Genomic DNA, 20,894 nt, shown 5'->3' on the forward strand with positions numbered 1-20,894 from the left:
CCCGAACTCAGTAGTGAAACGATGCATCGCCGATGGTAGTGTGGGGTTTCCCCATGTGAGAGTAGGTCATCGTCAAGATTAAATTCCAAAATCCCTGTCTGCTCGCGCAGACGGGGATTTTGTTTTTATAGAAGTCCCAAGTTTTCGCAGGCACGTTTTGATAACGGATCTGCCACAGAATTTCTTGACGACCATAGAGCATTGGAACCACCTGATCCCATCCCGAACTCAGTAGTGAAACGATGCATCGCCGATGGTAGTGTGGGGTTTCCCCATGTGAGAGTAGGTCATCGTCAAGATTGAATTCCGAAACCCCTGTCTGCTAACGCAGACAGGGGTTTTGTTTTTGCGCGACGTAAATCCCCAGCGCCCTTTCTGTTCGTCTGAACCCCCTTCCAAAAGCCAAACCTCAAATCGCACAGCTGCGCTTTCGTCGGATTAAGCACATTGCCATCAAACGTGGCTAAGTATTCTGCCGTCCGTGCCGACAGCCTGTTGAGCATTGCGTGCGAGCAGAGCTGCCAACAGGTTGCACACACCGTACGCATCCCAACTTTTGGCATAAGAAGTCCCATGCTATGAATCTCAAGTTCAGTCATAAAATCCTTCTGGCCGCTTCAGGCGTCGTGGTTCTGGCGTTTGCGTTATTCACGTTGTACAACGACTATCTGCAGCGCGACACCATCAAGCAGAACATCGAGTCCTCGGTGCAACAGGCTGGCAACCTGACAGCCAGCAGCGTTCAGAACTGGCTTGGTGGCCGCATTCTGGTGCTGGAGAGCCTGGCACAGAATATTGCGCAGCAAGGCAGCCAGGCTGATCTCCCTGGCCTGGTTGATCAGCCGGCATTCACCTCCAACTTTCAGTTCACCTACGTCGGGCAAGCCAATGGCGTGTTTACTCAACGCCCTGACGCGACCATGCCTGCAGGTTATGACCCCCGCGAGCGCCCCTGGTACAAGCAAGCTGTAGGCGCCGGTCAGACCATGTTGACACCTCCTTATATGGCAGCTGTCGGAGGCCTGATTGTGACCATCGCCATGCCCGTTAAAAAAGGCGGTGAGTTGTTGGGTGTGGTGGGAGGTGACCTGAGCCTGGACAGCCTGGTCAAAATCATCAATTCGGTTGATTCCGGTGGCCTGGGCTACGCGTTTCTGGTGAGCAGTGATGGCCAGGTTATCGTTAGCCCGGATAAAGATCAGGTGATGAAGAACCTGAAGGACATTTACCCGGTCAGTACTCTGCGCATCGAGAAGGGCATTCAGGAAGTGACGCTCAATGGTCATGAGCGGATTATTTCCTTTACCCCGGTGACAGGCCTGCCGTCCGCGGATTGGTATATCGGTCAATCAATAGACAAAGAAAAAGCATACGCGCCGCTGTCAAAATTCCGTACGTCTGCGTTGATTGCAATGTTTATTGCAGTGGCCGCGATTGCGTTGTTGTTGAGTTTGTTGATCCGTGTACTGATGCGTCCACTGACCACCATGGGCCGTGCGATGCAGGATATCGCCCAGGGCGAGGGTGACTTGACGCGCCGTCTGGTCATTGAGAACAAGGACGAATTCGGTGAGCTGGCCAGCTCGTTCAACCAGTTTGTCGAGCGTATCCACGCCTCGATCAGCGAAGTGTCTTCTGCTACTCGTCAGGTTCATGACCTGTCACACCGCGTTATGGCCTCATCCAACGCTTCCATTGTCGGCTCGGACGAGCAAAGTGCGCGCACCAACAGTGTCGCCGCGGCGATCAATGAACTGGGTGCCGCCACCCAGGAAATCGCCCGCAACGCCGCCGATGCTTCGCAACATGCAAGCGGTGCCAGCGAGCAGGCAGATGACGGTCGCAAAGTGGTTGAACAGACCATCCAGGCCATGACCGAGCTGTCGCAGAAGATCAGTTTGTCGTGTGCGCAAATAGAAACCCTGAATGCCAGCACCGACAACATCGGGCACATTCTGGATGTGATCAAAGGTATCTCTCAGCAGACCAACCTGCTGGCCCTCAACGCAGCCATTGAGGCTGCGCGTGCGGGCGAAGCGGGTCGCGGCTTTGCCGTGGTGGCGGATGAGGTGCGCAACCTCGCCCACCGCACTCAGGAGTCGGCAGAGGAGATACATAAAATGATCACCTCGCTGCAGGTAGGCTCCCGCGAAGCGGTCAGCACCATGAATGCGAGTCAGGTCTCCAGCGAGGAGAGTGTCGAGGTCGCCAATCAGGCGGGTGCCCGTTTGATCAGCGTGACTCAGCGCATCGATGAGATCGACGGTATGAACCAGTCGGTTGCCGCCGCCACTGAAGAGCAAACGGCAGTGGTCGAAACCCTCAATGTGGATATCAACCAGATCAACTTGCTTAACCAGCAAGGTGTGGTGAACCTTAACGAAACCCTTAAGGACTGCGATGCGCTATCGCAGCAGGCCAGCCGTCTCAAGCAACTGGTCGACAGTTTCAAAATCTGAAACCCGCAGGTCAGCAATAAGTTATCCACAGCCCTGGCGATTCATATGTCAGGGCTGTTTTGTTTTGACCATGCTCAAGTAGTAGGTAATAGCCTTCACCCCGCGCTGCAGGTGCAACTCCAGCTCTGCAATACAAGCCTCGACATCTCTGGCCCGGGCATAACGCAACAACGCACGGTGATCGTCCTGGCACAACTTGCCAAGGTTCATCTGCTCAAGGTTGAAGCGTAGAAAACGCTCTTCTTCAATTAGCCCGGCCTCAATGAGTGCCAGCAGTTTTTTATTAGGAGCCTTGCAGTAAAGCGCCTGATGAAATTGCCGATTGAGTGTGCCGATTTTTCCGAAGTCTTTTTCGATCTCGAGCGCTTCGATATAGCCCTCGGCTTCTTCGAAATCCTCTTTGCTCAACAGTGGTACTGACAGGCGCAGTGCCTGGGCTTCGAGCAACTGTCGCAGTTCATAGGTCTCGAGCGAGTTGTCTTCAATCAAAGGAGCGACCACGGCACCCTTGTATTGCACGACCTGCAGCAAACCTTGAGCTTCCAGCTGACGCAGTGCTTCGCGTACAGGCATACGGCTGACGCCAAACAACTTCGCCAGTGCTTCCTGGCGAATGGCTGTACCGCAAGGCAAACGGCCATCAAGAATGGCGTTGCGCAAGGTTTCTTCGATCTCCGAGCGCGCCAGGTGAGCGGGTATGGGACCCGACACAACTATGCTGTTTAAGGGATTGTTTTTGACGGCCACGTTGCGACTACCTGTGCCGACGAACCGGCATACATGTTTGGATCCAATTCAAGTTAGGTACTGACCTGATTGCTGTCAAACCTTGTTACGCATAGTTTAGCGTGACTGCGGGATAAGAGATTGCATGGGGCCACTATCTTTCTTGGCGGGTGCCCTCCCTTTTGTTATGGGCTGTGCCCTACAATCGCCGAAGTTAGAGCTGCCCGATTTGCAGCACCAATGCACAGCAGGTGAGGGATGGGCGTACTCAGCAACAACGATGTGGGTGAGCAACGGTTTGAACTCCTGTTACAGCCCTCTAACGTTTTTTCCAGCCTGATTCGTCAGCCGTGGCTGTGGTGTATTTTGCTGCTGGCCGCAGGAGTACGCTTTTACGGTTTCACCGCCTCGGCGATCTGGTGCGACGAAGGCTCCAGCCTGATGCTGAGCGACTACCCGCTGTCGGGGATCTGGTTTCATGCTGCGCACGATGTTCACCCTCCGTTGTATTTCATGCTGTTGCACGGCTGGATAGCGCTGTTTGGTGACAGCCTGGTCTCGATTCGTTCCCTGAGTGTCCTGCCCGGCATTGCCACGGTATTTTTCGGTATCTGGCTGGTACGGCTGGTGGCCACCCCGCGGGCTGCATTGCTGGCGGGCCTGCTGCTGGCGTTATTGCCTACCGCCGTGCGCTACAGCCAGGAAGTGAGGATGTATTCACTGATGGGGTTGTGGCTGATAGCTGCCACAATCGCGCTGGTGTACTGGGTCAAGGCCCCGCATAAGTATCGCTACCCGGTGCTCTACACCGTGCTGATGGCGGCTGCTTTTTACACCCATTACTTCACAGCGTTTTGTGTAATGGCCCATTGGCTGTACCTGTTGCTAAGTGGCCGCAGCAGCGGCTGGCTGATCAGGCGCCCGGCCTGGTGGCTGGTTAACGTTGCCATTGTGCTGTTGTTCCTGCCCTGGCTGCCGGGGTTGGTGGATTTGCTGCAACATATGGATGAACTCAAGAGTGGCGGTGATGTGGGGTGGGAGCCTGCAGTCGATGCCCGCTCCTTGCCCGCCATGACGTGGCAGCTGTTGATACAGGATGAAGGCGACTACCTGCCCTGGCCGTTGTTCTGGCTGGCACCGCTGGCACTGCTTGGCGGCGTCGCAGGAATGGCTGTACGCGATTCAAGCCCGCATAAATTCATCACGTTGATCGTGATCTACACCCTGCTGCCGATCCTGGCCATTTACGCCGTATCCTTTATCTCGCCTCTGTTTATCGAACGCTATGTGATGTTTGCAGCGTTGGGTTTGCCGCTGCTTGTGGCGATTGCAGTCGATCAACTGTTCAAGCGCAAGCGGGCGCTGGCCATAGCGCTGCTGACACTGTTCATTGGCGCCGAAGTGACGGGCTTGCGCAGCAACTTCAGCAGCGATGCCGATCATTTTGATCGTCTGGTGGAGCACGTTAACCAGCAGTTCAAACCCGGTGACCGGATCGTCGTCAGTGACTTGTTCTGGTACTTCAGCTTTGTCTATTACAACAAGACCGGATTTCAACCGATGCTCTATACGCCGCCCCTGGAAGATGGCACTTCAGGGCGCCCGAATGACTATGGCTTTGGCACGCTGGTCAATGGCCACGGCACAAGTATCTATGTCGATCGCCTGAGCGATATGCCCCCAGGCCCGGGTCGTATCTGGCTGATCAGCAGCAAACTGCAGCCCGACGACTTCAGTGCAATTCCCATGGATTGGCGCAAAGCACAGGACCTGGCCGTCGATGACACTCAGGCTCGTCTATATTTGACCTGCGTTGCCGCCAAATGCGGCTCTGAACCTGAATGGAGTCAACTCGATGCAAAAGCCAACCCATAGCCTGCCATCCTTGTTCAAGCAGCTGGGCCTGCCGTCCAGCCCGGAAGATATCGAAAAGTTTGTCACCACCCACTCGCCACTCAAGCCTGACCTCAAGCTTGAAGATGCTTTTTTCTGGACGCCCGCCCAAGCGGCTTTTTTGCGTGAGGAGCATCTTGAAGACGCTGACTGGGCTGAAGTTGTCGACCAATTGAATCTGATGCTGCGGCAAAAACCTGTCACGGGCCCTAAGAAATAAATAGCAACACTTGACTGTGCTCATCTGGCCGCGCAATATTAATAGTTAGCAAACTAACATTATGTGACGCCTCTTGCCTGACACTCTCGATCCACTGCAAATGAGCATCAGCACCGGCATGGTGGTTGCGACTCGCCATTGGCGTCGCGTCTGCCAGGCCACGCTGGTCAACTATGGTATTTCCGAAGCCTGCGCCATGCCGCTGCTGATCATCGGCCGCCTGGGTGAGGGTGTGCGGCAAGTCACCGTGGCCCACGCTGCCGGGATGGAAAGCCCGTCGCTGGTGCGCTTGCTCGATCAACTGTGCAAGGCTGGCTATGTGCGCCGCTGTGAAGATGCCAGCGACCGCCGCGCCAAAACCCTGAGCCTGACCGACACCGGGCGTGCTCTGGTGCAATCGATTGAAGCTCAGCTTGTACAACTGAGAAGGGCCGCTCTGGCCGATATTCCAGTGGCTGACCAGGAAGCTGCGTTGCGTGTGATCAAAGCCTTCGAAGCTGCCGGACAACTGCCTGACGGGGCTGCCTCTTGAACGGTTTTTTCAGCAGCATGCCGCCTGCCCGCGACTGGTTCTACGGGGTACGTACCTTCGCCGCGTCGATGATCGCGCTGTATATCGCCTTGCTGATGGAAATGCCTCGCCCTTACTGGGCCATGGCTACGGTCTATATCGTCTCCAGCCCCTTTGTCGGGCCCACCAGCTCCAAGGCCGTGTACCGAGCCCTGGGCACGCTGATAGGCGCTGCTGCAGCGGTATTTTTTGTGCCGCTGTTTGTCCAGACACCGTTCTTGCTGGTGCTGGTGATTGCCCTCTGGACGGGCATTTTGTTGTTCCTGTCGCTGCACCTGCGCACCGCCAACAGCTACGTGTTCATGCTCGCCGGCTACACCATGCCCATGATCGCCCTGCCGATTGTGGATAACCCGCTGAATGTGTTCGACATCGCCGTTTCGCGTACTGAAGAAATCATGCTCGGTATCGTCTGCGCGGCGGTCGTAGGCAGCATGTTCTGGCCTCGGCGCCTGACGCCGGTATTTATCGACGCGGCGGCCAAGTGGTTTGCCGATGCGAGCAATTACAGCAAGCACTTTCTGGCCCGCGATGTCGAACCCAGCAAAGCCAGTGGCCTGCGTTCATCAATGGTGGCGACGTTCAACAGCCTTGAAATGATGATTGGCCAGTTGCCTCATGAGGGCGCGCACCCGCAGACCGTGCGCAACACCAAAGAGCTGCGTGGACGCATGATCCACCTGCTGCCGGTGGTCGATGCCCTGGACGATGCACTCTATGCGCTGGAGCGTCGCGCTCCTGAGCTGCTCGACAAGGTCACGCCATTGCTCGACCACGCCCAGGCATGGCTTGAGCGCACCCGTGAGGGCGCCTCGATCCAGCAGTGGCAAGCATTGCGCCATGAACTTGAAGCGTTGCAGCCCAGCGCCGCCGCTCTGGATGATCGGCGCCAACTGGTGCTCTCCAACGTGCTGTACCGGCTGGGTGAGTGGATCGACCTGTGGCAAGACTGCCGCAGCCTGCAAGAGGCCATCTCGACCGGTAACCAGGATGTCTGGCGTGCGGTCTATCGGCATTGGCGCCTGGGTCGCCTGACGCCATTTCTGGATCGCGGGCTGATGCTTTATTCAGCGTTCTCTACCGTCACCGCGATTGTCGTCGCCTCGGTGTTGTGGATTCTGCTCGGCTGGACTGACGGCGCCAGTGCGGTGATTCTGGCCGCCGTGGCCTGCAGCTTTTTTGCCGCGATGGACGATCCGGCGCCACAGATCTACCGGTTCTTTTTCTGGACCTCGCTGTCGGTGCTGTTTGCCAGCCTCTACCTGTTTGTGATCCTGCCCAACCTGCATGACTTCCCGATGCTGGTGCTGGCGTTTGCGGTGCCGTTTATCTGCGTCGGCACCCTGACCGTGCAACCGCGCTTTTACCTGGGCACCTTGCTGACTATCGTCAACACCGCCTCGTTTATCAGTATCCAGGGCGCCTACGACGCGGACTTCATGGTGTTTATGAACGCCAACCTGGCCGGCCCCGTCGGCCTGCTGTTTGCCTTCGTCTGGACCCTGATCGCGCGCCCGTTCGGTGCCGAACTGGCGGCCAAGCGCCTGACCCGCTTCAGCTGGCGTGACATTGTCAGCCTGACCCAGCCCGCCACCCTGGCCGAACACCGGCAAATGGGCGCGCAAATGCTCGACCGCCTGATGCAGCACTTGCCGCGTCTGGCCCTGACCGGGCAGGACACCGGCAGCGCCTTGCGTGACCTGCGGGTGGCCCTCAACCTGCTCGATCTGCTGGCCTACGCACCCAGGGTTACGGGCGGGCCGCAACTGTTGCTGCGCCAGGTGGTCAGTGATGTGGGTGACTACTTTTGTGCCTGCCTCAAGGCGGGTGAGCGCCTGCCAATGCCAATGGGCCTGCAAATGACCATGGACCGCACGCGTCGCGCCCTCAACGCCAATGACCTGCAAGCCGAAGGCGAGGCACGAGTGCATCTGTTGCACGCCCTCAGCGGCCTGCGTCTGGCGCTGCTGCCCGGTGTCGAATTTATTGTCGACAACGACGACCGGCCACATCCCCAGGCCCACATTGAGGGAGCGCCGCTATGATCGGTGACGTAGATATCAGCGGGGTTTTCCTGCCCACGCTCCTGGTACTGATGGGCATCACCTACTTGTTGTTTCTGGTGGTTCACGGGTTACTCACCCGTGTGCACTTTTACCGCCTGGTCTGGCACCGGGCTTTGTTCAACGTCGGTCTCTACGCTCTGTTACTCGGCGTTGTGGATTCGTTCAGTCGATATCTGATGACATGAAAAAACCTTTACTGACCCTGGGCCGTGTCGTTCTCACCTTATTGGTGGTGACGTTTGCCTGCGTCGTGGTCTGGCGCATGACCATGTACTACATGTTTGCTCCCTGGACCCGTGACGCCCACATTCGCGCCGACATCGTGCAAATCGCCCCCGACGTGTCGGGCCTGATCAAGCAGGTGGATGTGCGTGACAACCAGCCCGTCAGCCGTGATCAGGTGTTGTTTGTCATCGACCAAGAGCGCTTCAAGCTGGCGCTGCGTCAGGCCGAAGCCACCGTGGCCGATCGCAAGGAGACCCTGGCCCAGGCCCAACGTGAGAGCCGCCGTAACAAAGGCCTGGGCAACCTGGTCGCCCGCGAACAGCTCGAAGAAAGCCAGTCCCGTGAAATGCGCGCCCAGGCCGCACTGATAGAGGCCCAAGTGGCCGTGGACAGCGCCCAGCTCAATCTGGATCGTACGGTGGTGCGCAGCCCCGTCGATGGTTACGTCAACGACCGGGCTCCACGGGTCAATGAGTTCGTCACGGCGGGGCGGCCGGTCTTGTCGATCGTCGACAGCAGCTCGTTCCATATCGACGGCTATTTTGAAGAAACCAAACTCGATGGCATCCATGTCGGCCAAAGCGTCGATATCCGTGTCATTGGTGATAACGCACGTTTGCGCGGGCATGTTGAAAGCATTGTGGCGGGCATCGAAGACCGTGACCGCACCAGTGGCCAGAACCTGCTGCCCAACGTCAACCCTGCGTTCAGCTGGGTGCGATTGGCGCAACGGATTCCGGTACGCATCGTGTTTGACGACGTGCCTGAAGACTTTCGCATGATTGCCGGGCGCACCGCGACCGTGTCCATCATCGAAGATTCGGCCAAAGCCCAGCCTGCCCCGGAGCGCGCGCAATGAAAGCCGTTCGCCTGGCAGCCGTAGGACTTGGGCTGCTGCTGTCCGGTTGCCAACTGCTTGGCCCTGATTACCAATTGCCCAAAGACGCGGCCATGCAGCGCCCGGACTTGCAGGGCCAACTGGCTGGCGAGGGCGCCAACGTGGTGTCCGCCCCGGTTCCAGTTGACTGGTGGAAGCTCTATGAGGACCCCAGGCTCAATGAACTGGTGCGCCAGGCGCTGGCCTCCAACACTGATCTGCGGGTCGCTGCGGCGAACCTGTCGCGGGCGCGGGCCCAGGTTGAGCAGGCACAGTCGGCCGGTGGCTGGAGTGGTTCTGTGAAAGCGGGCGCCCAGCGCCTGCAGGAGTCCGGTGAAGCGTTCCTGCTGGCGGACAAGGTGCCGGTAGCCAATGTCGGTGATCTGGGTATCAGCACTTCATACCAGTTCGACTTGTGGGGCACTTTGCAGCGCGGGATCGAAGCGGCACAGGCCAACGCCGACGCGACTCAGGCTGCCGCCGACACCGCGCGCATCACTCTGGTGGCGGATGTGGTGCGGGCGTACACCCAAGTGTGCGCAGCCAATGAGGAACACCACATCGCAGAAGAGTCCCTCAAGCTGCAAGCGCAAAGTACCAGCCTGACCCAGCGCCTGCGTGATGCGGGTCGCGGTGATGAAACCCAGGTCACCCGTTCTGAAACCCAGTTCAAATCGTTGCGTGCAGAATTGCCCCGTTACGAAGCATTGCGCCAGTCCGGCCTGTTCCGTTTGTCGATGTTGCTGGCCAGGCCGCTGGATCAACTGCCCGCCGGTGTGGCTACCTGCGCCGAGCTGCCGCATATCGCGCAATTGCTGCCCGTGGGGGACGGTGCAGCACTGCTTAAACGCCGCCCGGACGTGCGTCAGGCCGAACGCCATCTGGCTGCCGCCACCGCCGAAATCGGTGTGGCCACAGGTTCGCTGTACCCGGACATCAGCATCGGTGCCAGCATTGGCACAGTGGGGATTATCGACAACCTGGGCACGGCCCCTACTAACCGCTGGGGCTTCGGCCCGATGCTGAGCTGGACGATTCCGACCAATGGCTCGCGAGCCCGAATTCGTGAGGCCGAGGCGGTGACTCAAGGCGCTTTGGCCAAGTTTGACGGTGTGGTGCTCAATGCCATCCGTGAAACCCAGACCAGCCTGGTGCAATACACGGCGTTGCTGCAGCGCCGTGATGCCCTGGCAGAGGCCGAGTTGTCGGCCAAAACGGCGGCCGACCAGACCCATCAGTTCTTCCAGGCGGGGCGCGAGTCATTCCTGGCCGATCTGCAGGCAACCCGCACCTACACTGACATGCGCGCGCAATTGTCGGCGGCCAACACCCAGGTTGCCATGAGTCAGATCGATCTGTTCCTGGCCCTGGGTGGGGGCTGGGAAAGTGGACGAACGCAAGCGGCGACAAACGCCAAACCCTGACAGCGTTGCTATGCTCTGAATTATCGGTATCAGAACGATGGTTCAGGGCGTTTGCGGTCTGTAGCCCTCCTCATCGTGCAGACCATGCCTGATGGGGATACTAATAATGAAAAACCCTTATGCTCCCGGCTTCTGGTGTGCAGTGGCAGCCGTGGTGCTGCTTTCGGCGACCTACTTCTACGGCATCATGCTGGCGCACCAGATCGACAAGGCAATGATCTTTCTCGATAGCGCGAGTGCGTTGATTGCCGTTCTGGCCATAGTGGTGGTGGCCTGCGCCTCGGTGCAAACCCGGCAGATCAAAAAACGCCAGATCAACCAGGGCCAGACCCGCGTCCTGATCTGGGACACCAAGGTTGCCCTGCGGCGGGTAGAGACGGTATTTGACCGCTATTTCTGGGGCAGTTACTGGCAACCGGGCCGGACCTTCCAGGAGTTTATGGGCGAACTTACCGGCACCCCGCTGGAAAAAAGCCTCGAAGCCCTCAAGACCCAATGCCTGAAACTCGACAAGGCCCTGCCATCCGAAGAGCGCCAATGGCTCGACACTGCGCGTGAGCTCTCGAATGTCGCGGCAGCGATGGCGCGTGAGCGTTATCAGCTGGATTACTCGGACGTTTCTTTTAATTCTGTAGGAGAAACATGCATCGACCATGATCTGGAAGTGCTGGTGTACACCTGGAGTGCCAGTCTCAAGAGTTTCGACCACCAGCTCGACGAAATTGACCAGCGTTACGCCCAACCTGCATAAAGCCAGGTATCACGTTGGAGGAGCGTCTGCTCTGCTGCCAGTGTTAATCTGCTAGCACTTTTCGGCCCATGAAGGGCTTGGCAAAGACCGCTTTACTTTCAACATAACGGACATTGAACGGGTCAATTGATGAATAAACCATTAGGTGTGCTGGTAGGGATCGTTGTTGTCGCCGGGGCGCTGAATACCGCTGGCGCGTGGTATACCGGCAGCAAAATCGAGGGTGTGTTGCAGACCTCGATCGAGCAGACCAACCAGGAGCTGGCCAAGCAACTACAAGGCACCACCACTCACGGCACTATTGAGCTGGTTTCCATTGAGCGCAACCTCTACAGCAGCACCGCGCACTATCGCCTGAAGATCCAGGACGACAAGGCGGGCCCGGATGCGAAGCCGGTGGAATTGCTGTTTGTCGATAATATCGAGCATGGTCCATTGCCGTGGTCGCGTATCAAGACGTTCAAGTGGATGCCAGTGATGGCGGTCAGCAATTACTCGCTGGAAAAAACCCCATTTACCGAAAAGTGGTTTGCCGCAACCAAGGATCAGGCTCCGCTCAAAGGTCAGGTCACCCTGGGTTACGACCGCTCGGTTGACGGTCATATGGAGCTGATGGCACTGGAGACCCAGCTGGACGAGCACTCCACGTTCAGCTTCTCGGGCATGACCATGCAAGCCCAGACCGATGCCGATGGCCAGAACCTCAAGGCCAAAGGCTATATGGACCACCTCAAGCTCAATGCGATCACGATTGAGAACCCGCCGGTAACGGTCGAGCTCAACGGCCTGACCCTGGCCAGTGACCTGAAGAAGACCGACTTTGGCTTCTATCTTGGGCAGAACGTGATGGCGCTGAGCGAAGGTCAGCTGACTTATGGCGTCAAGCAATCGGTCATTAAACTCAAGAACTTCGAGTACACGGATTCTGCTTCCGCCAATGGCAATCTGATGTCCGGGCGTCTGGCCTATAACGTCGGTGATATCACCCTGGATGGCAAGCCGGTGGGCAGTGCGCAAATGGTACTGACTGCCAGCAGCCTGGATATCCCGGCCATGCAGGCGCTGCTGCAGATTTATCAGAACAAGTTCCAGCCTCAGGCCGACGGTACCCTGCCGCAAACCCCGCTGACCCCGGCGGAGCAAGTGCAGATGCAGCTTCAGGTTGAAAAAATTCTGGCTGCCAAACCGCAACTGGCGTTGGAGAAATTCACGATCAAGACCGCCAATGGTGAAAGCCAGCTCAACGTTGTCATGGGGCTGGCCAAGCCGACCTCATTTGAGCAGCCGCCAGTTGACGTTACCAAGCAGATGCTGACCGCGCTGGATGCCAAGCTGTTGCTGTCCAAGCCGATGATTGCTGATTTGTCAGCGGTGCAGGCACAGTTGGTTGGCCAGACCGATCCGCAAGCCATTGCCAAGATGGCCAGCATGAACAGCGAGATGGCAGGCGTGATGGCGGTGCAAACCGGGCTGGCCAAAGTGGAGGGCAACAACATCCTGGCTTCGCTCAATTACGCTGATGGCCAGGTGGATCTCAATGGCCAGAAAATGAGCCTTGAAGACTTCATCACTGCGATGAGTACCCGCTTTGGTGGTGTGGCCAGCCAGTAAAGCCGCGACTTAAACTGTGGGAGCGAGCCTGCTCGCGAACGATCTTCGCGAGCAGGCTCGCTCCCACTGTCTTGCTCTGTTCAATAAGCCAATGACCAGGTCATGGTGTATGTGCGGCCACGGCCCTGATAGTCATACAGATACTCCGGGCCGTAGGTCGGCGAGTAGAACAGCGCCGCACGCTGGCCCCAGACGGTGCTGTACTCCTTGTCCAGAAGGTTCTGGATGCCGGCGCTGAACGTGCCGAATTCAGTCTCCTGGCTGCCCATCAAGTCGAACGTGGTGTAACCGCTGATCTTGTGGTCGGAATCGTCTTTAAGCGTAAAGGCATGGTTACCCTGCAAGCGTACATTGCGCCCATCACCGTGCCAGCCAACAAACGCGGTGGATTTGGACAATGACGCATACCGGGCGTCACGCTTCATCCAGTCGCCTTGCGCGTCCTCTTCCTCTGAACGTACCAGATGCAAGGTGCCGCCTGCGTCCCAACCGTTATTGAAGTGACGGGTCAGCGCGCCTTCAAAGCCAAAATCACGGCTCTTCTTGTCGGTTACATCAATCGTCAGCGTGGCAGCGTCCGTGGTGATGACCTTGTCAGACCAGATGTAATAGATCGCCGCCTGCGCGTCCCAATCCACATCGGCAAAGCGCCAGCCGGTTTCGACCTGACGGCTCTTGATCCCGGCCAACGGGTTGTCTTTGACGCTCAGCCCCGCCTTGCCGTAGTACTTGGCCGGGTCCGGCAAATCAAAGCCTTCGCTGTAGTTGACCCAGGTTTGATGGCCATTCTTGAAGTCATAAATGGCGCCCAGGTTGAACAGGTTGACCGCGTAGTCGTTGCTGCCACCGGCAATGCCCTTGAACACACCGACATCGACGTCCATTTGCTGGCGCCGCGCGCCGCCAGACAGGGTCAGGGCATCGGTAAGTTTCCAGTCAAGCTGGGCGTAGGCCGAATGCCCATCAACCCGGTAACTTGGGTAGCGCGGGGACTTGCTTTGGGTGACCAGGTCCAGGCCGCCGCTTTCGGATGAAATGGCCGAATCGAACACGCTTTGTTCGGCATTGAAGCGCTCGCGGTCGAGGTCTACGCCATAGGTCAGCTTCAGGCTGTCCCATTGTTTGGCAAACAGCGCCTTGAGGCTGGTGACTTCGAAGTTCTGCTGCGAAGCGGCGAAGTACACGCCCTTGGAACCCTGCGGTTTACCGGCGTTGTAGTACGGGAACGGATAGAAATTGTTGTCTTCCTTGCGGTACGAGCCCTGCAAGTAGAAGTCCTGGCCCAGCAGGTCGGCGTGGTGATAGTTGGCGTTGAACAGCAGGCGCTTGGAACGCGGCTCCAGGTCGGTGTCGTAGCCGCTGCGGATTTCGGCGTCTTCGAGATTGGACGGTGCTTTGTCGTGCAGGTTGGGGAAGTAAATCCCGACGCTGCCGTTGTTCCCCGAATCATAGTACTGGGCCAGCAAGTCCAGGTCCTGTACGTCATCGAGCTTGATTGCCAGGCTGCCCATCAGGTCCAGGGTGCGGTTGTATTGCAGGTCGGTCTGGGTGTTGTCGATAAATACCTGATCGCCTTTACCATCGTAAAAGGCTTCGTTCTGTTCACCGGAAATCCCCAGGCGGCCATAGACCCGATCAGTGCCGCCGCTGACGGATTGTGAAATGCGGCTGGAGAGGTCGTCGCTGTTGTTGAAACCGCTGGTGGCGGACAGCTCTGTTTCGAATTGCGCGGGGCCGGGGGTGCCCTTTTTGGTCACGATATTGATGATCCCGCCTGTGGCGCCACCACCGTACAGCGCGCTGGCGCCGGACAACACTTCGATCCGCTCTACGTTGAACGGCGAGATGCTGTCGAACTGGCGCGACAGCCCTCGCGAGCTGTTCTGGCTGACGCCGTCGATCATCACCAGCACGTTGCGCCCGCGCATGTTCTGGCCGTAGTTGCTGCGCCCTTCGGGCGCCAGGTCGAGCCCCGGCACCAGTTTGCCGATGGCTTCCTTGAGGGTGACACCAGTGTCCAGTTGCTCCTGCAACTGCACCTGGTCGACCACCCACACGGTGCCCGGGATTTCACTGATGGAGGTGCTGGTACGGGCGCCGACGCTGACTTCCAGGGCCTTGAGTTGCAGGCTCTGAGCGGGGGCTTGAGGTTTACCCAAGATGACGGTGCGGGCATCGCTGAATTGCCAGACCAGACCGCTGTCTTTGAGTAGCGATTGCAGGGCCTGTTCAACACTCATCTCCCCCCGCAGCGCCTGGCTGTGCAAGCCGGCGACTTCGGCTGAGGTAAACAGCAGGTGCAAATCGGCTTGATCGGCAAACTGGGTGAGCGCCTGATCGAGGTCCTGGGCCCTGACGTCCACGCTGACCTGGCGGGTGTGCTGGGACGTGCCGGGCGTGGCCGCAGTTGCGGTCTGGGCACTGGCTTGCAGCGGGCCTCCCAGGCTGGCCAGCAAGGCTGTGGCTACGAATACCTGGCGCAGTCGCTGTTCGTTTAGGTGTGCGCCACGCGGCTTCTTGACGTGCTCGACCATTGCGTTTTTGATCCTTGTTCGAGGTTTTTTATATCGCGAATGGGAACGGATTCGTTCCTGGTCTTAGTACGACGATATGCCCGACAGGATCTTGCAGTGCCTGTGCGAAATTATTTTCAGTGCACCCACGCCACAAAGGGCAGGTAGGTGATGTTGAGGCCGTAACGCTGTTCCAGGGTATGCAGCAGGTTCTGTGGATCGTTGAGGTCGAACACGCCGCTGATCTGCATGGCGCCGAGTGTTGCATCGGGCAGCACGATACGGCCGTATTGATAGCGCTCCAGTTCGGCGAGTACGTCCTGCAGGGGTTTGCGGTTGAAGATCAGCTTGCCGCGGTGCCAGGCGGTGAGGGCATTGGCATCAACCTGCTGGCGCTCGGCGACAGCCTGGCCTGGTTGATACAGTGCCTGCTGGTTGGGTTGCAGATCCAGGGTTTGCGTCTGGTGCTGCACTTGCACCGCGCCCGAGGCGACCAGTACACGGGTCTGAACTGCATCGCGGCGCACGCTGAAGGCCCCGCTTTTAGCCGCCACCCGGTCTTGCCCGGCCTGGACGATAAAGGAGCGCGACGGGTCATCGGCCAACTCGAACAGGGCTTCGCCCTTGCGCAAGATGACGCTACGTTGATTGCCCGTGAAGTCGACCGACAACGCCGTGGCGCTGTTCAACGTGACACGCGTGCCATCGCTCAACAGCCATTGCTGGCGCTGACCGACCCCGGTGTGATGAGTGTCGGACCAGCTTGGTACATAGTCCGTAGCGCCATACCCGAGCACGGCCAGTACCAACCCCGCCGCCAGCCCGCGGGCCCAGCGATAAGCCCGGCGGCGCGGTCTTGCGCGATGTTGCTCGGCGCTGGCGGTCAGACCGATATCCGCCCATAGCGCTTCGGCCTCTTGGGCCGCGGTTTTGTGCGCCGGGCTCAACTGTTGCCAGCGCTGATAGTCCAGGCGCTGGCGTGCGCTGGCTTCGCCCGAGTGCAGCAGGGTCTGCCAGTCGATGGCCTGATCGTCGAGATCGTCAGGGGAGGGCGTTGAAGGCATCACGGCACGCTCAGGCATGGTTGTCTTTTAGCCAGTCACGGCAGTGGCGCAAGGCCTGGCCAATGTATTTTGCCACCATACTTGGCGACACGCCCAGTTCGACGGCGATCTGGGCTTGGGTCATGCCGTCGATGCGACTCAGCAGTAACGCCTGGCGGGCATTGGGCGACAGTTGTTGCAGCGCCTCATCCAGAATGCCGATGCGCTCGGTGGCCAGCAGCAGACCTTCGGGCGGCAGCCCCGGATCAGCGATTTGCAGTGAAGGCGGTTCGCCGCTCAGGTTGCGTGTCTGGCGCTGATCCACGCGCAAGGCATCGATGGCCAGGTTGCCCGCCACCTTGAAAATAAAGTGCCGGTCATTAAGTACTGTGACCGCCTCGGGGTCGATTTTTGCCAGCTTGATCCAGGTTTCCTGCGCCACATCCGCTGCCCGATGCCGGTCACGCAGGCGCCGGGTCAGGAACGACAACAGATCGTCGTAGTGCTCCTGAAAACTGGCCAGCAGGCTGGAGGGTGAAGGCGAGGGCATGGAGCAGGGCTCAGGCGTTAATGAGAAGCCGTATCATTAACGATTGAACCCGATGGCGCAACGACTCTTGCTGGGATGAGCATTGAGTTATAGCGGTCGACAAGTCTTGTGGGAGTGTGGCTTGCCCGCGATGGCATCAATGCGGTCTGGCAGGACGACCGCGCCGCTTGAGTCGAGAGCAAGCCCGCTCCCACAGTTTTCTGCGGACGCGACAAAACCTTGCGCAGGTGCACATCGGGTTTAATTGGGTAGGGGGGAAAACGCGGTTCCCTTGAACAAGGGAACGCATTCAGGTGCCACAAATAATGGCGGAGAACGGGGGATTCGAACCCCCGACACCCTTTTGAGGTGTACTCCCTTAGCAGGGGAGCGCCTTCGGCCACTCGGCCAGCTCTCCGCGAAACGCCGCGTATAGTAACCAGCCTTTCGTCAGTTGCCCATAGAAAATTTAACCTGATCTGCGTTTTGCGCAGAAAAGCTCAAAAAACAGGCGTGCGATCGCTCACCGGGTTCTCGGTGGGAGGCAAAATGCTGTTGGTTACAGGGTTTTGACGCGATTCCCTTGAGCAAGGGAAAAAGAATGGTGCACCAGGCGGGATTCGAACCCACGACCCCTGCCTTCGGAGGGCAGTACTCTATCCAGCTGAGCTACTGGTGCGACGCGGCCGCCATCATACTCATCTGCGTGTCAGTCGTCCATGCCGCTGATTCGTGAGGTGTTTCCTTACGCGTTATGGGCTATTAATGGGGGCCGGGCGATAAAACGGTGAAGTCTGGCAGCTTGTTCTTTTTTTCGAACAGGCTATTGTCCTTTACCCCCTTTATCCCTAGGATTCGTTTGAGATTTCAAACGCTCTTGTCTGGGTGCTGAATCGCACGGCATGTTCTTTGTGCGTCATTTAGATACTTTGGCAGTGAATGACTTCCTGACGGCAGCCTTCCACGGCGCCTTTCTACTTTAATAATTCGCTCCGCGCCTGCGCGGTGCTGTTAAGGAAAGCCCACATGCAGCTCAAAGACGCACAGTTGTTCCGCCAGCAAGCCTATATCGATGGTGCCTGGGTTGATGCGGACGGTGGCCAGACCATCAAGGTCAACAACCCGGCTACCGGTGAAATCATCGGCACAGTGCCAAAGATGGGCGCGGTTGAAACCCGTCGTGCCATTGAAGCCGCAGACAAAGCGTTGCCAGCCTGGCGTGCCCTGACCGCCAAAGAGCGTGCAACCAAGCTGCGTCGCTGGTTTGAGCTGCTGATCGAAAACCAGGACGACCTCGGCCGCCTGATGACCCTGGAGCAGGGCAAGCCACTGGCCGAAGCCAAGGGCGAAATCGTTTACGCTGCTTCGTTTATCGAGTGGTTCGCTGAAGAAGCCAAGCGTATTTATGGCGACGTTATCCCGGGCCACCAGCCGGACAAACGTCTGATCGTGATCAAACAACCGATCGGCGTGACCGCTGCCATTACCCCGTGGAACTTCCCGGCAGCCATGATCACCCGTAAAGCCGGCCCGGCCCTGGCCGCCGGTTGCACCATGGTGATCAAGCCAGCTTCGCAAACCCCGTTCTCGGCCCTGGCCCTGGTTGAGCTGGCACACCGTGCCGGCATCCCTAAAGGCGTGTTGAGCGTTGTAACCGGCAGTGCCGGCGATATCGGTGGCGAGCTGACCAGCAACCCGATCGTGCGCAAGCTGTCCTTCACCGGCTCGACCGAAATCGGTCGCCAGTTGATGGCCGAATGCGCCAAGGACATCAAGAAAGTGTCGCTGGAGCTGGGCGGCAACGCACCTTTTATCGTGTTCGACGATGCGGACCTGGATAAAGCCGTAGAAGGCGCGATCATCTCCAAATACCGCAACAACGGTCAGACCTGCGTATGTGCCAACCGCCTGTACATTCAGGACTCGGTCTACGACGCATTCGCAGAAAAACTGAAAGTAGCGGTGGCCAAGCTCAAGATCGGCAATGGTCTGGACGAAGGCACCACCACAGGCCCGTTGATCGATGACAAGGCCGTGGCCAAGGTCAAGGAGCACATCGCTGACGCACTGAGCAAGGGCGCGACCCTGCTGACCGGCGGCAACAGCCTGGAAGGCAGCTTCTTCGAGCCGACCATTTTGGTGAACGTGCCGAAAAACGCCGCTGTGGCGAAGGAAGAAACCTTCGGCCCGCTGGCGCCGCTGTTCCGTTTCAAGGACGAAGCTGAAGTGATCGCGATGGCCAACGATACGGAGTTCGGCCTGGCGTCGTACTTCTATGCCCGCGACCTGAGCCGTGTATTCCGTGTGGCTGAAGCCCTGGAGTACGGCATGGTGGGCGTCAACACTGGCCTGATCTCCAACGAAGTCGCGCCGTTTGGCGGGATCAAGGCTTCTGGCCTGGGCCGTGAAGGCTCCAAGTACGGCATCGAAGACTACCTGGAAATCAAATATCTCTGCCTGGGCATCTAACCCGGCGGGTGGTTCAAGCAGAGGGGGCACGAGAGCGATGCTTCCCCTGCGTTTCAAACTGTTAATTTTTGTGGCCGGGAGCGCCATGCCAGTCGATCATCGCATGCTGGCATGGGTGTCTGCCTGGCGCGTCAGCCTTGAGCCACGCTGCTTGATCAGCGGCGAATGAGGAACACCATGAGCAACAAGACCAACGCATCCCTGATGAAACGCCGTGAAGCCGCTGTTCCGCGCGGTGTTGGCCAGATCCACCCGATTTTCGCCGAATCGGCGATTAACGCCACCGTTACCGACGTTGAAGGCCGCGAGTTCATCGACTTCGCCGGCGGTATCGCGGTACTGAACACCGGTCACCTGCACCCGAAAATCATTGCCGCCGTGCAAGAACAACTGACCAAGCTGACCCACACCTGCTTCCAGGTACTGGCTTACGAGCCTTACGTCGAGCTGTGCGAAAAGATCAACGCCAAGGTCCCGGGCAATTTCGACAAGAAAACCCTGTTGGTCACCACCGGTTCCGAAGCCGTTGAAAACGCCGTGAAAATCGCCCGTGCCGCAACTGGCCGTGCCGGCGTGATCGCCTTCACTGGCGCATACCATGGCCGTACCATGATGACCCTGGGCCTGACCGGGAAAGTCGTACCGTACTCGGCAGGCATGGGTCTGATGCCAGGCGGTATCTTCCGTGCGCTGTACCCGTGCGAACTGCATGGCGTGAGCGTGGATGACTCCATCGCCAGCATCGAGCGCATTTTCAAGAACGACGCCGAGCCTAAAGACATCGCTGCCATCATCATCGAGCCGGTACAGGGCGAAGGTGGTTTCTATGTGGCGCCGAAAGCGTTCATGGCCCGTCTGCGCGAGCTGTGCGACAAGCACGGCATCCTGCTGATCGCCGACGAAGTGCAAACCGGCGCTGGCCGTACCGGCACGTTCTTCGCCATGGAACAGATGGGCGTCACTGCCGACCTGACCACCTTCGCCAAGTCCATCGCTGGCGGCTTCCCGCTGGCCGGTGTGTGCGGCAAGGCCGAGTACATGGACGCCATCGCTCCAGGCGGTCTGGGCGGCACCTATGCCGGTAGCCCGATTGCTTGCGCAGCAGCGCTGGCGGTACTGGATGTGTTTGAAGAAGAGCACCTGCTGGACCGTTGCAAGGAAGTCGGCGAGCGCCTGGTAACCGGCCTCAAGGCTATTCAGGCCAAGCACCCGGTGATCGGTGATGTGCGTGCGTTGGGCGCGATGATCGCGGTCGAGCTGTTCGAAGGCGGCGATTCGCACAAGCCAAATCCGACGGCAGTGGCACAAGTGGTTGCCAAGGCTCGCGACAAGGGTCTGATCCTGCTGTCGTGCGGCACTTACGGCAACGTCCTGCGCGTACTGGTACCGCTGACCTCGCCTAACGAGCAATTGGACAAAGGTCTGGCCATCATCGAGGAGTGCTTCGCTGAACTGGCGTGAGCTGCGCACCTGATGGTGTGACCTGATAGACAAAAAAACCGCTTCGGCGGTTTTTT

General features: G+C 58.5%; 16 protein-coding genes, 2 tRNA genes and 1 rRNA gene. 13 read left to right on the top strand and 6 right to left on the bottom strand.

Annotation, left to right across the window (positions count from 1 at the left end; genetic code table 11):
• The first annotated feature begins 183 nt into the window (after window positions 1–183).
• A 5S ribosomal RNA gene (gene rrf, locus EQV96_RS17025) occupies window positions 184–299 on the top strand.
• Window positions 300–578: 279 nt separating this feature from the next.
• Entirely contained in the window at window positions 579–2,459 is a 1,881-nt protein-coding gene (locus EQV96_RS17030; protein WP_095017816.1) for a methyl-accepting chemotaxis protein, read from the top strand.
• 48 nt (window positions 2,460–2,507) lie between these two features.
• Here EQV96_RS17030 and EQV96_RS17035 read toward each other — a convergent pair whose 3' ends face one another.
• Complete coding sequence (locus tag EQV96_RS17035; protein WP_095017815.1) at window positions 2,508–3,206, bottom strand: GntR family transcriptional regulator; 699 nt, start codon at window positions 3,204–3,206, stop codon at window positions 2,508–2,510.
• Window positions 3,207–3,443: 237 nt separating this feature from the next.
• Here EQV96_RS17035 and EQV96_RS17040 point away from each other — a divergent pair, with 237 nt between their 5' ends.
• The 9 genes from EQV96_RS17040 (at window position 3,444) to EQV96_RS17080 (ending at window position 12,823) form a co-directional block, all read left to right on the top strand.
• Complete coding sequence (locus EQV96_RS17040) at window positions 3,444–5,060, top strand: glycosyltransferase family 39 protein (RefSeq protein ID WP_095000656.1); 1,617 nt, start codon at window positions 3,444–3,446, stop codon at window positions 5,058–5,060.
• A complete protein-coding gene (locus tag EQV96_RS17045; protein WP_095000657.1) occupies window positions 5,041–5,298 on the top strand; it encodes a DUF2789 domain-containing protein in 258 nt (85 codons plus the stop codon). Before EQV96_RS17040 ends, EQV96_RS17045 begins: the two co-directional genes overlap by 20 nt.
• 100 nt (window positions 5,299–5,398) lie before the next feature.
• Window positions 5,399–5,830, top strand: a complete 432-nt coding sequence (locus tag EQV96_RS17050) for a MarR family transcriptional regulator (RefSeq protein WP_016782970.1) — start codon at window positions 5,399–5,401, stop codon at window positions 5,828–5,830.
• Window positions 5,827–7,914 carry an FUSC family protein gene (locus tag EQV96_RS17055; RefSeq protein WP_095000658.1) on the top strand — a complete coding sequence of 696 codons (2,088 nt, stop codon included), beginning with the start codon at window positions 5,827–5,829 and terminating at the stop codon, window positions 7,912–7,914. Before EQV96_RS17050 ends, EQV96_RS17055 begins: the two co-directional genes overlap by 4 nt.
• A complete protein-coding gene (locus tag EQV96_RS17060) occupies window positions 7,911–8,120 on the top strand; it encodes a DUF1656 domain-containing protein (RefSeq protein ID WP_016782973.1) in 210 nt (69 codons plus the stop codon). Before EQV96_RS17055 ends, EQV96_RS17060 begins: the two co-directional genes overlap by 4 nt.
• Window positions 8,117–9,019, top strand: coding sequence for an HlyD family secretion protein (locus EQV96_RS17065; RefSeq protein WP_095000659.1), 903 nt, complete (start codon window positions 8,117–8,119; stop codon window positions 9,017–9,019). Before EQV96_RS17060 ends, EQV96_RS17065 begins: the two co-directional genes overlap by 4 nt.
• Complete coding sequence (locus EQV96_RS17070) at window positions 9,016–10,461, top strand: efflux transporter outer membrane subunit (protein WP_095000660.1); 1,446 nt, start codon at window positions 9,016–9,018, stop codon at window positions 10,459–10,461. The genes EQV96_RS17065 and EQV96_RS17070 overlap by 4 nt, the downstream gene beginning before the upstream one ends.
• Before the next feature lie 106 nt (window positions 10,462–10,567).
• Window positions 10,568–11,212, top strand: a complete 645-nt coding sequence (locus EQV96_RS17075; protein WP_095000661.1) for an NADH:ubiquinone oxidoreductase subunit N — start codon at window positions 10,568–10,570, stop codon at window positions 11,210–11,212.
• Between the two features lie 129 nt (window positions 11,213–11,341).
• Entirely contained in the window at window positions 11,342–12,823 is a 1,482-nt protein-coding gene (locus tag EQV96_RS17080; protein WP_095000662.1) for a YdgA family protein, read from the top strand.
• An 80-nt stretch (window positions 12,824–12,903) separates the two neighbouring features.
• Here the strand turns inward: EQV96_RS17080 and EQV96_RS17085 are convergent, their stop codons facing one another.
• The 5 genes from EQV96_RS17085 to EQV96_RS17105 form a co-directional block, all read right to left on the bottom strand.
• Window positions 12,904–15,357 (bottom strand): TonB-dependent receptor, encoded by a 2,454-nt coding sequence (locus EQV96_RS17085; RefSeq protein ID WP_232527666.1) that lies wholly within the window; start codon window positions 15,355–15,357, stop codon window positions 12,904–12,906.
• Window positions 15,358–15,473: 116 nt separating this feature from the next.
• Window positions 15,474–16,418 (bottom strand): FecR family protein, encoded by a 945-nt coding sequence (locus tag EQV96_RS17090; protein ID WP_240882204.1) that lies wholly within the window; start codon window positions 16,416–16,418, stop codon window positions 15,474–15,476.
• Complete coding sequence (locus tag EQV96_RS17095) at window positions 16,411–16,929, bottom strand: RNA polymerase sigma factor (RefSeq protein WP_095017812.1); 519 nt, start codon at window positions 16,927–16,929, stop codon at window positions 16,411–16,413. The genes EQV96_RS17090 and EQV96_RS17095 overlap by 8 nt, the downstream gene beginning before the upstream one ends.
• A 306-nt stretch (window positions 16,930–17,235) precedes the next feature.
• Window positions 17,236–17,326 (bottom strand) — tRNA-Ser (locus EQV96_RS17100).
• 184 nt (window positions 17,327–17,510) lie between these two features.
• A tRNA-Arg gene (locus EQV96_RS17105) sits at window positions 17,511–17,587 on the bottom strand.
• Window positions 17,588–17,934: 347 nt separating this feature from the next.
• Here EQV96_RS17105 and gabD point away from each other — a divergent pair.
• Together gabD and gabT are read left to right on the top strand one after the other, a co-directional pair.
• Window positions 17,935–19,377, top strand: a complete 1,443-nt coding sequence (gene gabD / locus EQV96_RS17110; protein WP_095000664.1) for an NADP-dependent succinate-semialdehyde dehydrogenase — start codon at window positions 17,935–17,937, stop codon at window positions 19,375–19,377.
• A gap of 177 nt (window positions 19,378–19,554) precedes the next feature.
• A complete protein-coding gene (gene gabT, locus EQV96_RS17115) occupies window positions 19,555–20,838 on the top strand; it encodes a 4-aminobutyrate--2-oxoglutarate transaminase (RefSeq protein ID WP_095000665.1) in 1,284 nt (427 codons plus the stop codon).
• Window positions 20,839–20,894: the final 56 nt, after the last annotated feature.

This window comes from Pseudomonas sp. TMW22080 (assembly GCF_022496745.1).
In the GTDB taxonomy this organism is placed as follows: domain Bacteria; phylum Pseudomonadota; class Gammaproteobacteria; order Pseudomonadales; family Pseudomonadaceae; genus Aquipseudomonas; species Aquipseudomonas bubulae.

What these genes read in the sequence shown, in the direction of transcription:
- gabD (WP_095000664.1), top strand. Translation starts at nt 17,935, where the DNA reads ATGCAGCTCAAAGACGCACAGTTGTTCCGCCAGCAAGCCTATATCGAT.
- EQV96_RS17065 (WP_095000659.1), top strand. Translation starts at nt 8,117, where the DNA reads ATGAAAAAACCTTTACTGACCCTGGGCCGTGTCGTTCTCACCTTATTG.
- EQV96_RS17080 (WP_095000662.1), top strand. Translation starts at nt 11,342, where the DNA reads ATGAATAAACCATTAGGTGTGCTGGTAGGGATCGTTGTTGTCGCCGGG.
- EQV96_RS17060 (WP_016782973.1), top strand. Translation starts at nt 7,911, where the DNA reads ATGATCGGTGACGTAGATATCAGCGGGGTTTTCCTGCCCACGCTCCTG.
- EQV96_RS17050 (WP_016782970.1), top strand. Translation starts at nt 5,399, where the DNA reads ATGAGCATCAGCACCGGCATGGTGGTTGCGACTCGCCATTGGCGTCGC.
- EQV96_RS17090 (WP_240882204.1), bottom strand. Translation starts at nt 16,418, where the DNA reads ATGCCTGAGCGTGCCGTGATGCCTTCAACGCCCTCCCCTGACGATCTC.
- EQV96_RS17040 (WP_095000656.1), top strand. Translation starts at nt 3,444, where the DNA reads ATGGGCGTACTCAGCAACAACGATGTGGGTGAGCAACGGTTTGAACTC.
- EQV96_RS17070 (WP_095000660.1), top strand. Translation starts at nt 9,016, where the DNA reads ATGAAAGCCGTTCGCCTGGCAGCCGTAGGACTTGGGCTGCTGCTGTCC.
- EQV96_RS17085 (WP_232527666.1), bottom strand. Translation starts at nt 15,357, where the DNA reads ATGGTCGAGCACGTCAAGAAGCCGCGTGGCGCACACCTAAACGAACAG.
- EQV96_RS17075 (WP_095000661.1), top strand. Translation starts at nt 10,568, where the DNA reads ATGAAAAACCCTTATGCTCCCGGCTTCTGGTGTGCAGTGGCAGCCGTG.
- gabT (WP_095000665.1), top strand. Translation starts at nt 19,555, where the DNA reads ATGAGCAACAAGACCAACGCATCCCTGATGAAACGCCGTGAAGCCGCT.
- EQV96_RS17045 (WP_095000657.1), top strand. Translation starts at nt 5,041, where the DNA reads ATGCAAAAGCCAACCCATAGCCTGCCATCCTTGTTCAAGCAGCTGGGC.
- EQV96_RS17030 (WP_095017816.1), top strand. Translation starts at nt 579, where the DNA reads ATGAATCTCAAGTTCAGTCATAAAATCCTTCTGGCCGCTTCAGGCGTC.
- EQV96_RS17095 (WP_095017812.1), bottom strand. Translation starts at nt 16,929, where the DNA reads ATGCCCTCGCCTTCACCCTCCAGCCTGCTGGCCAGTTTTCAGGAGCAC.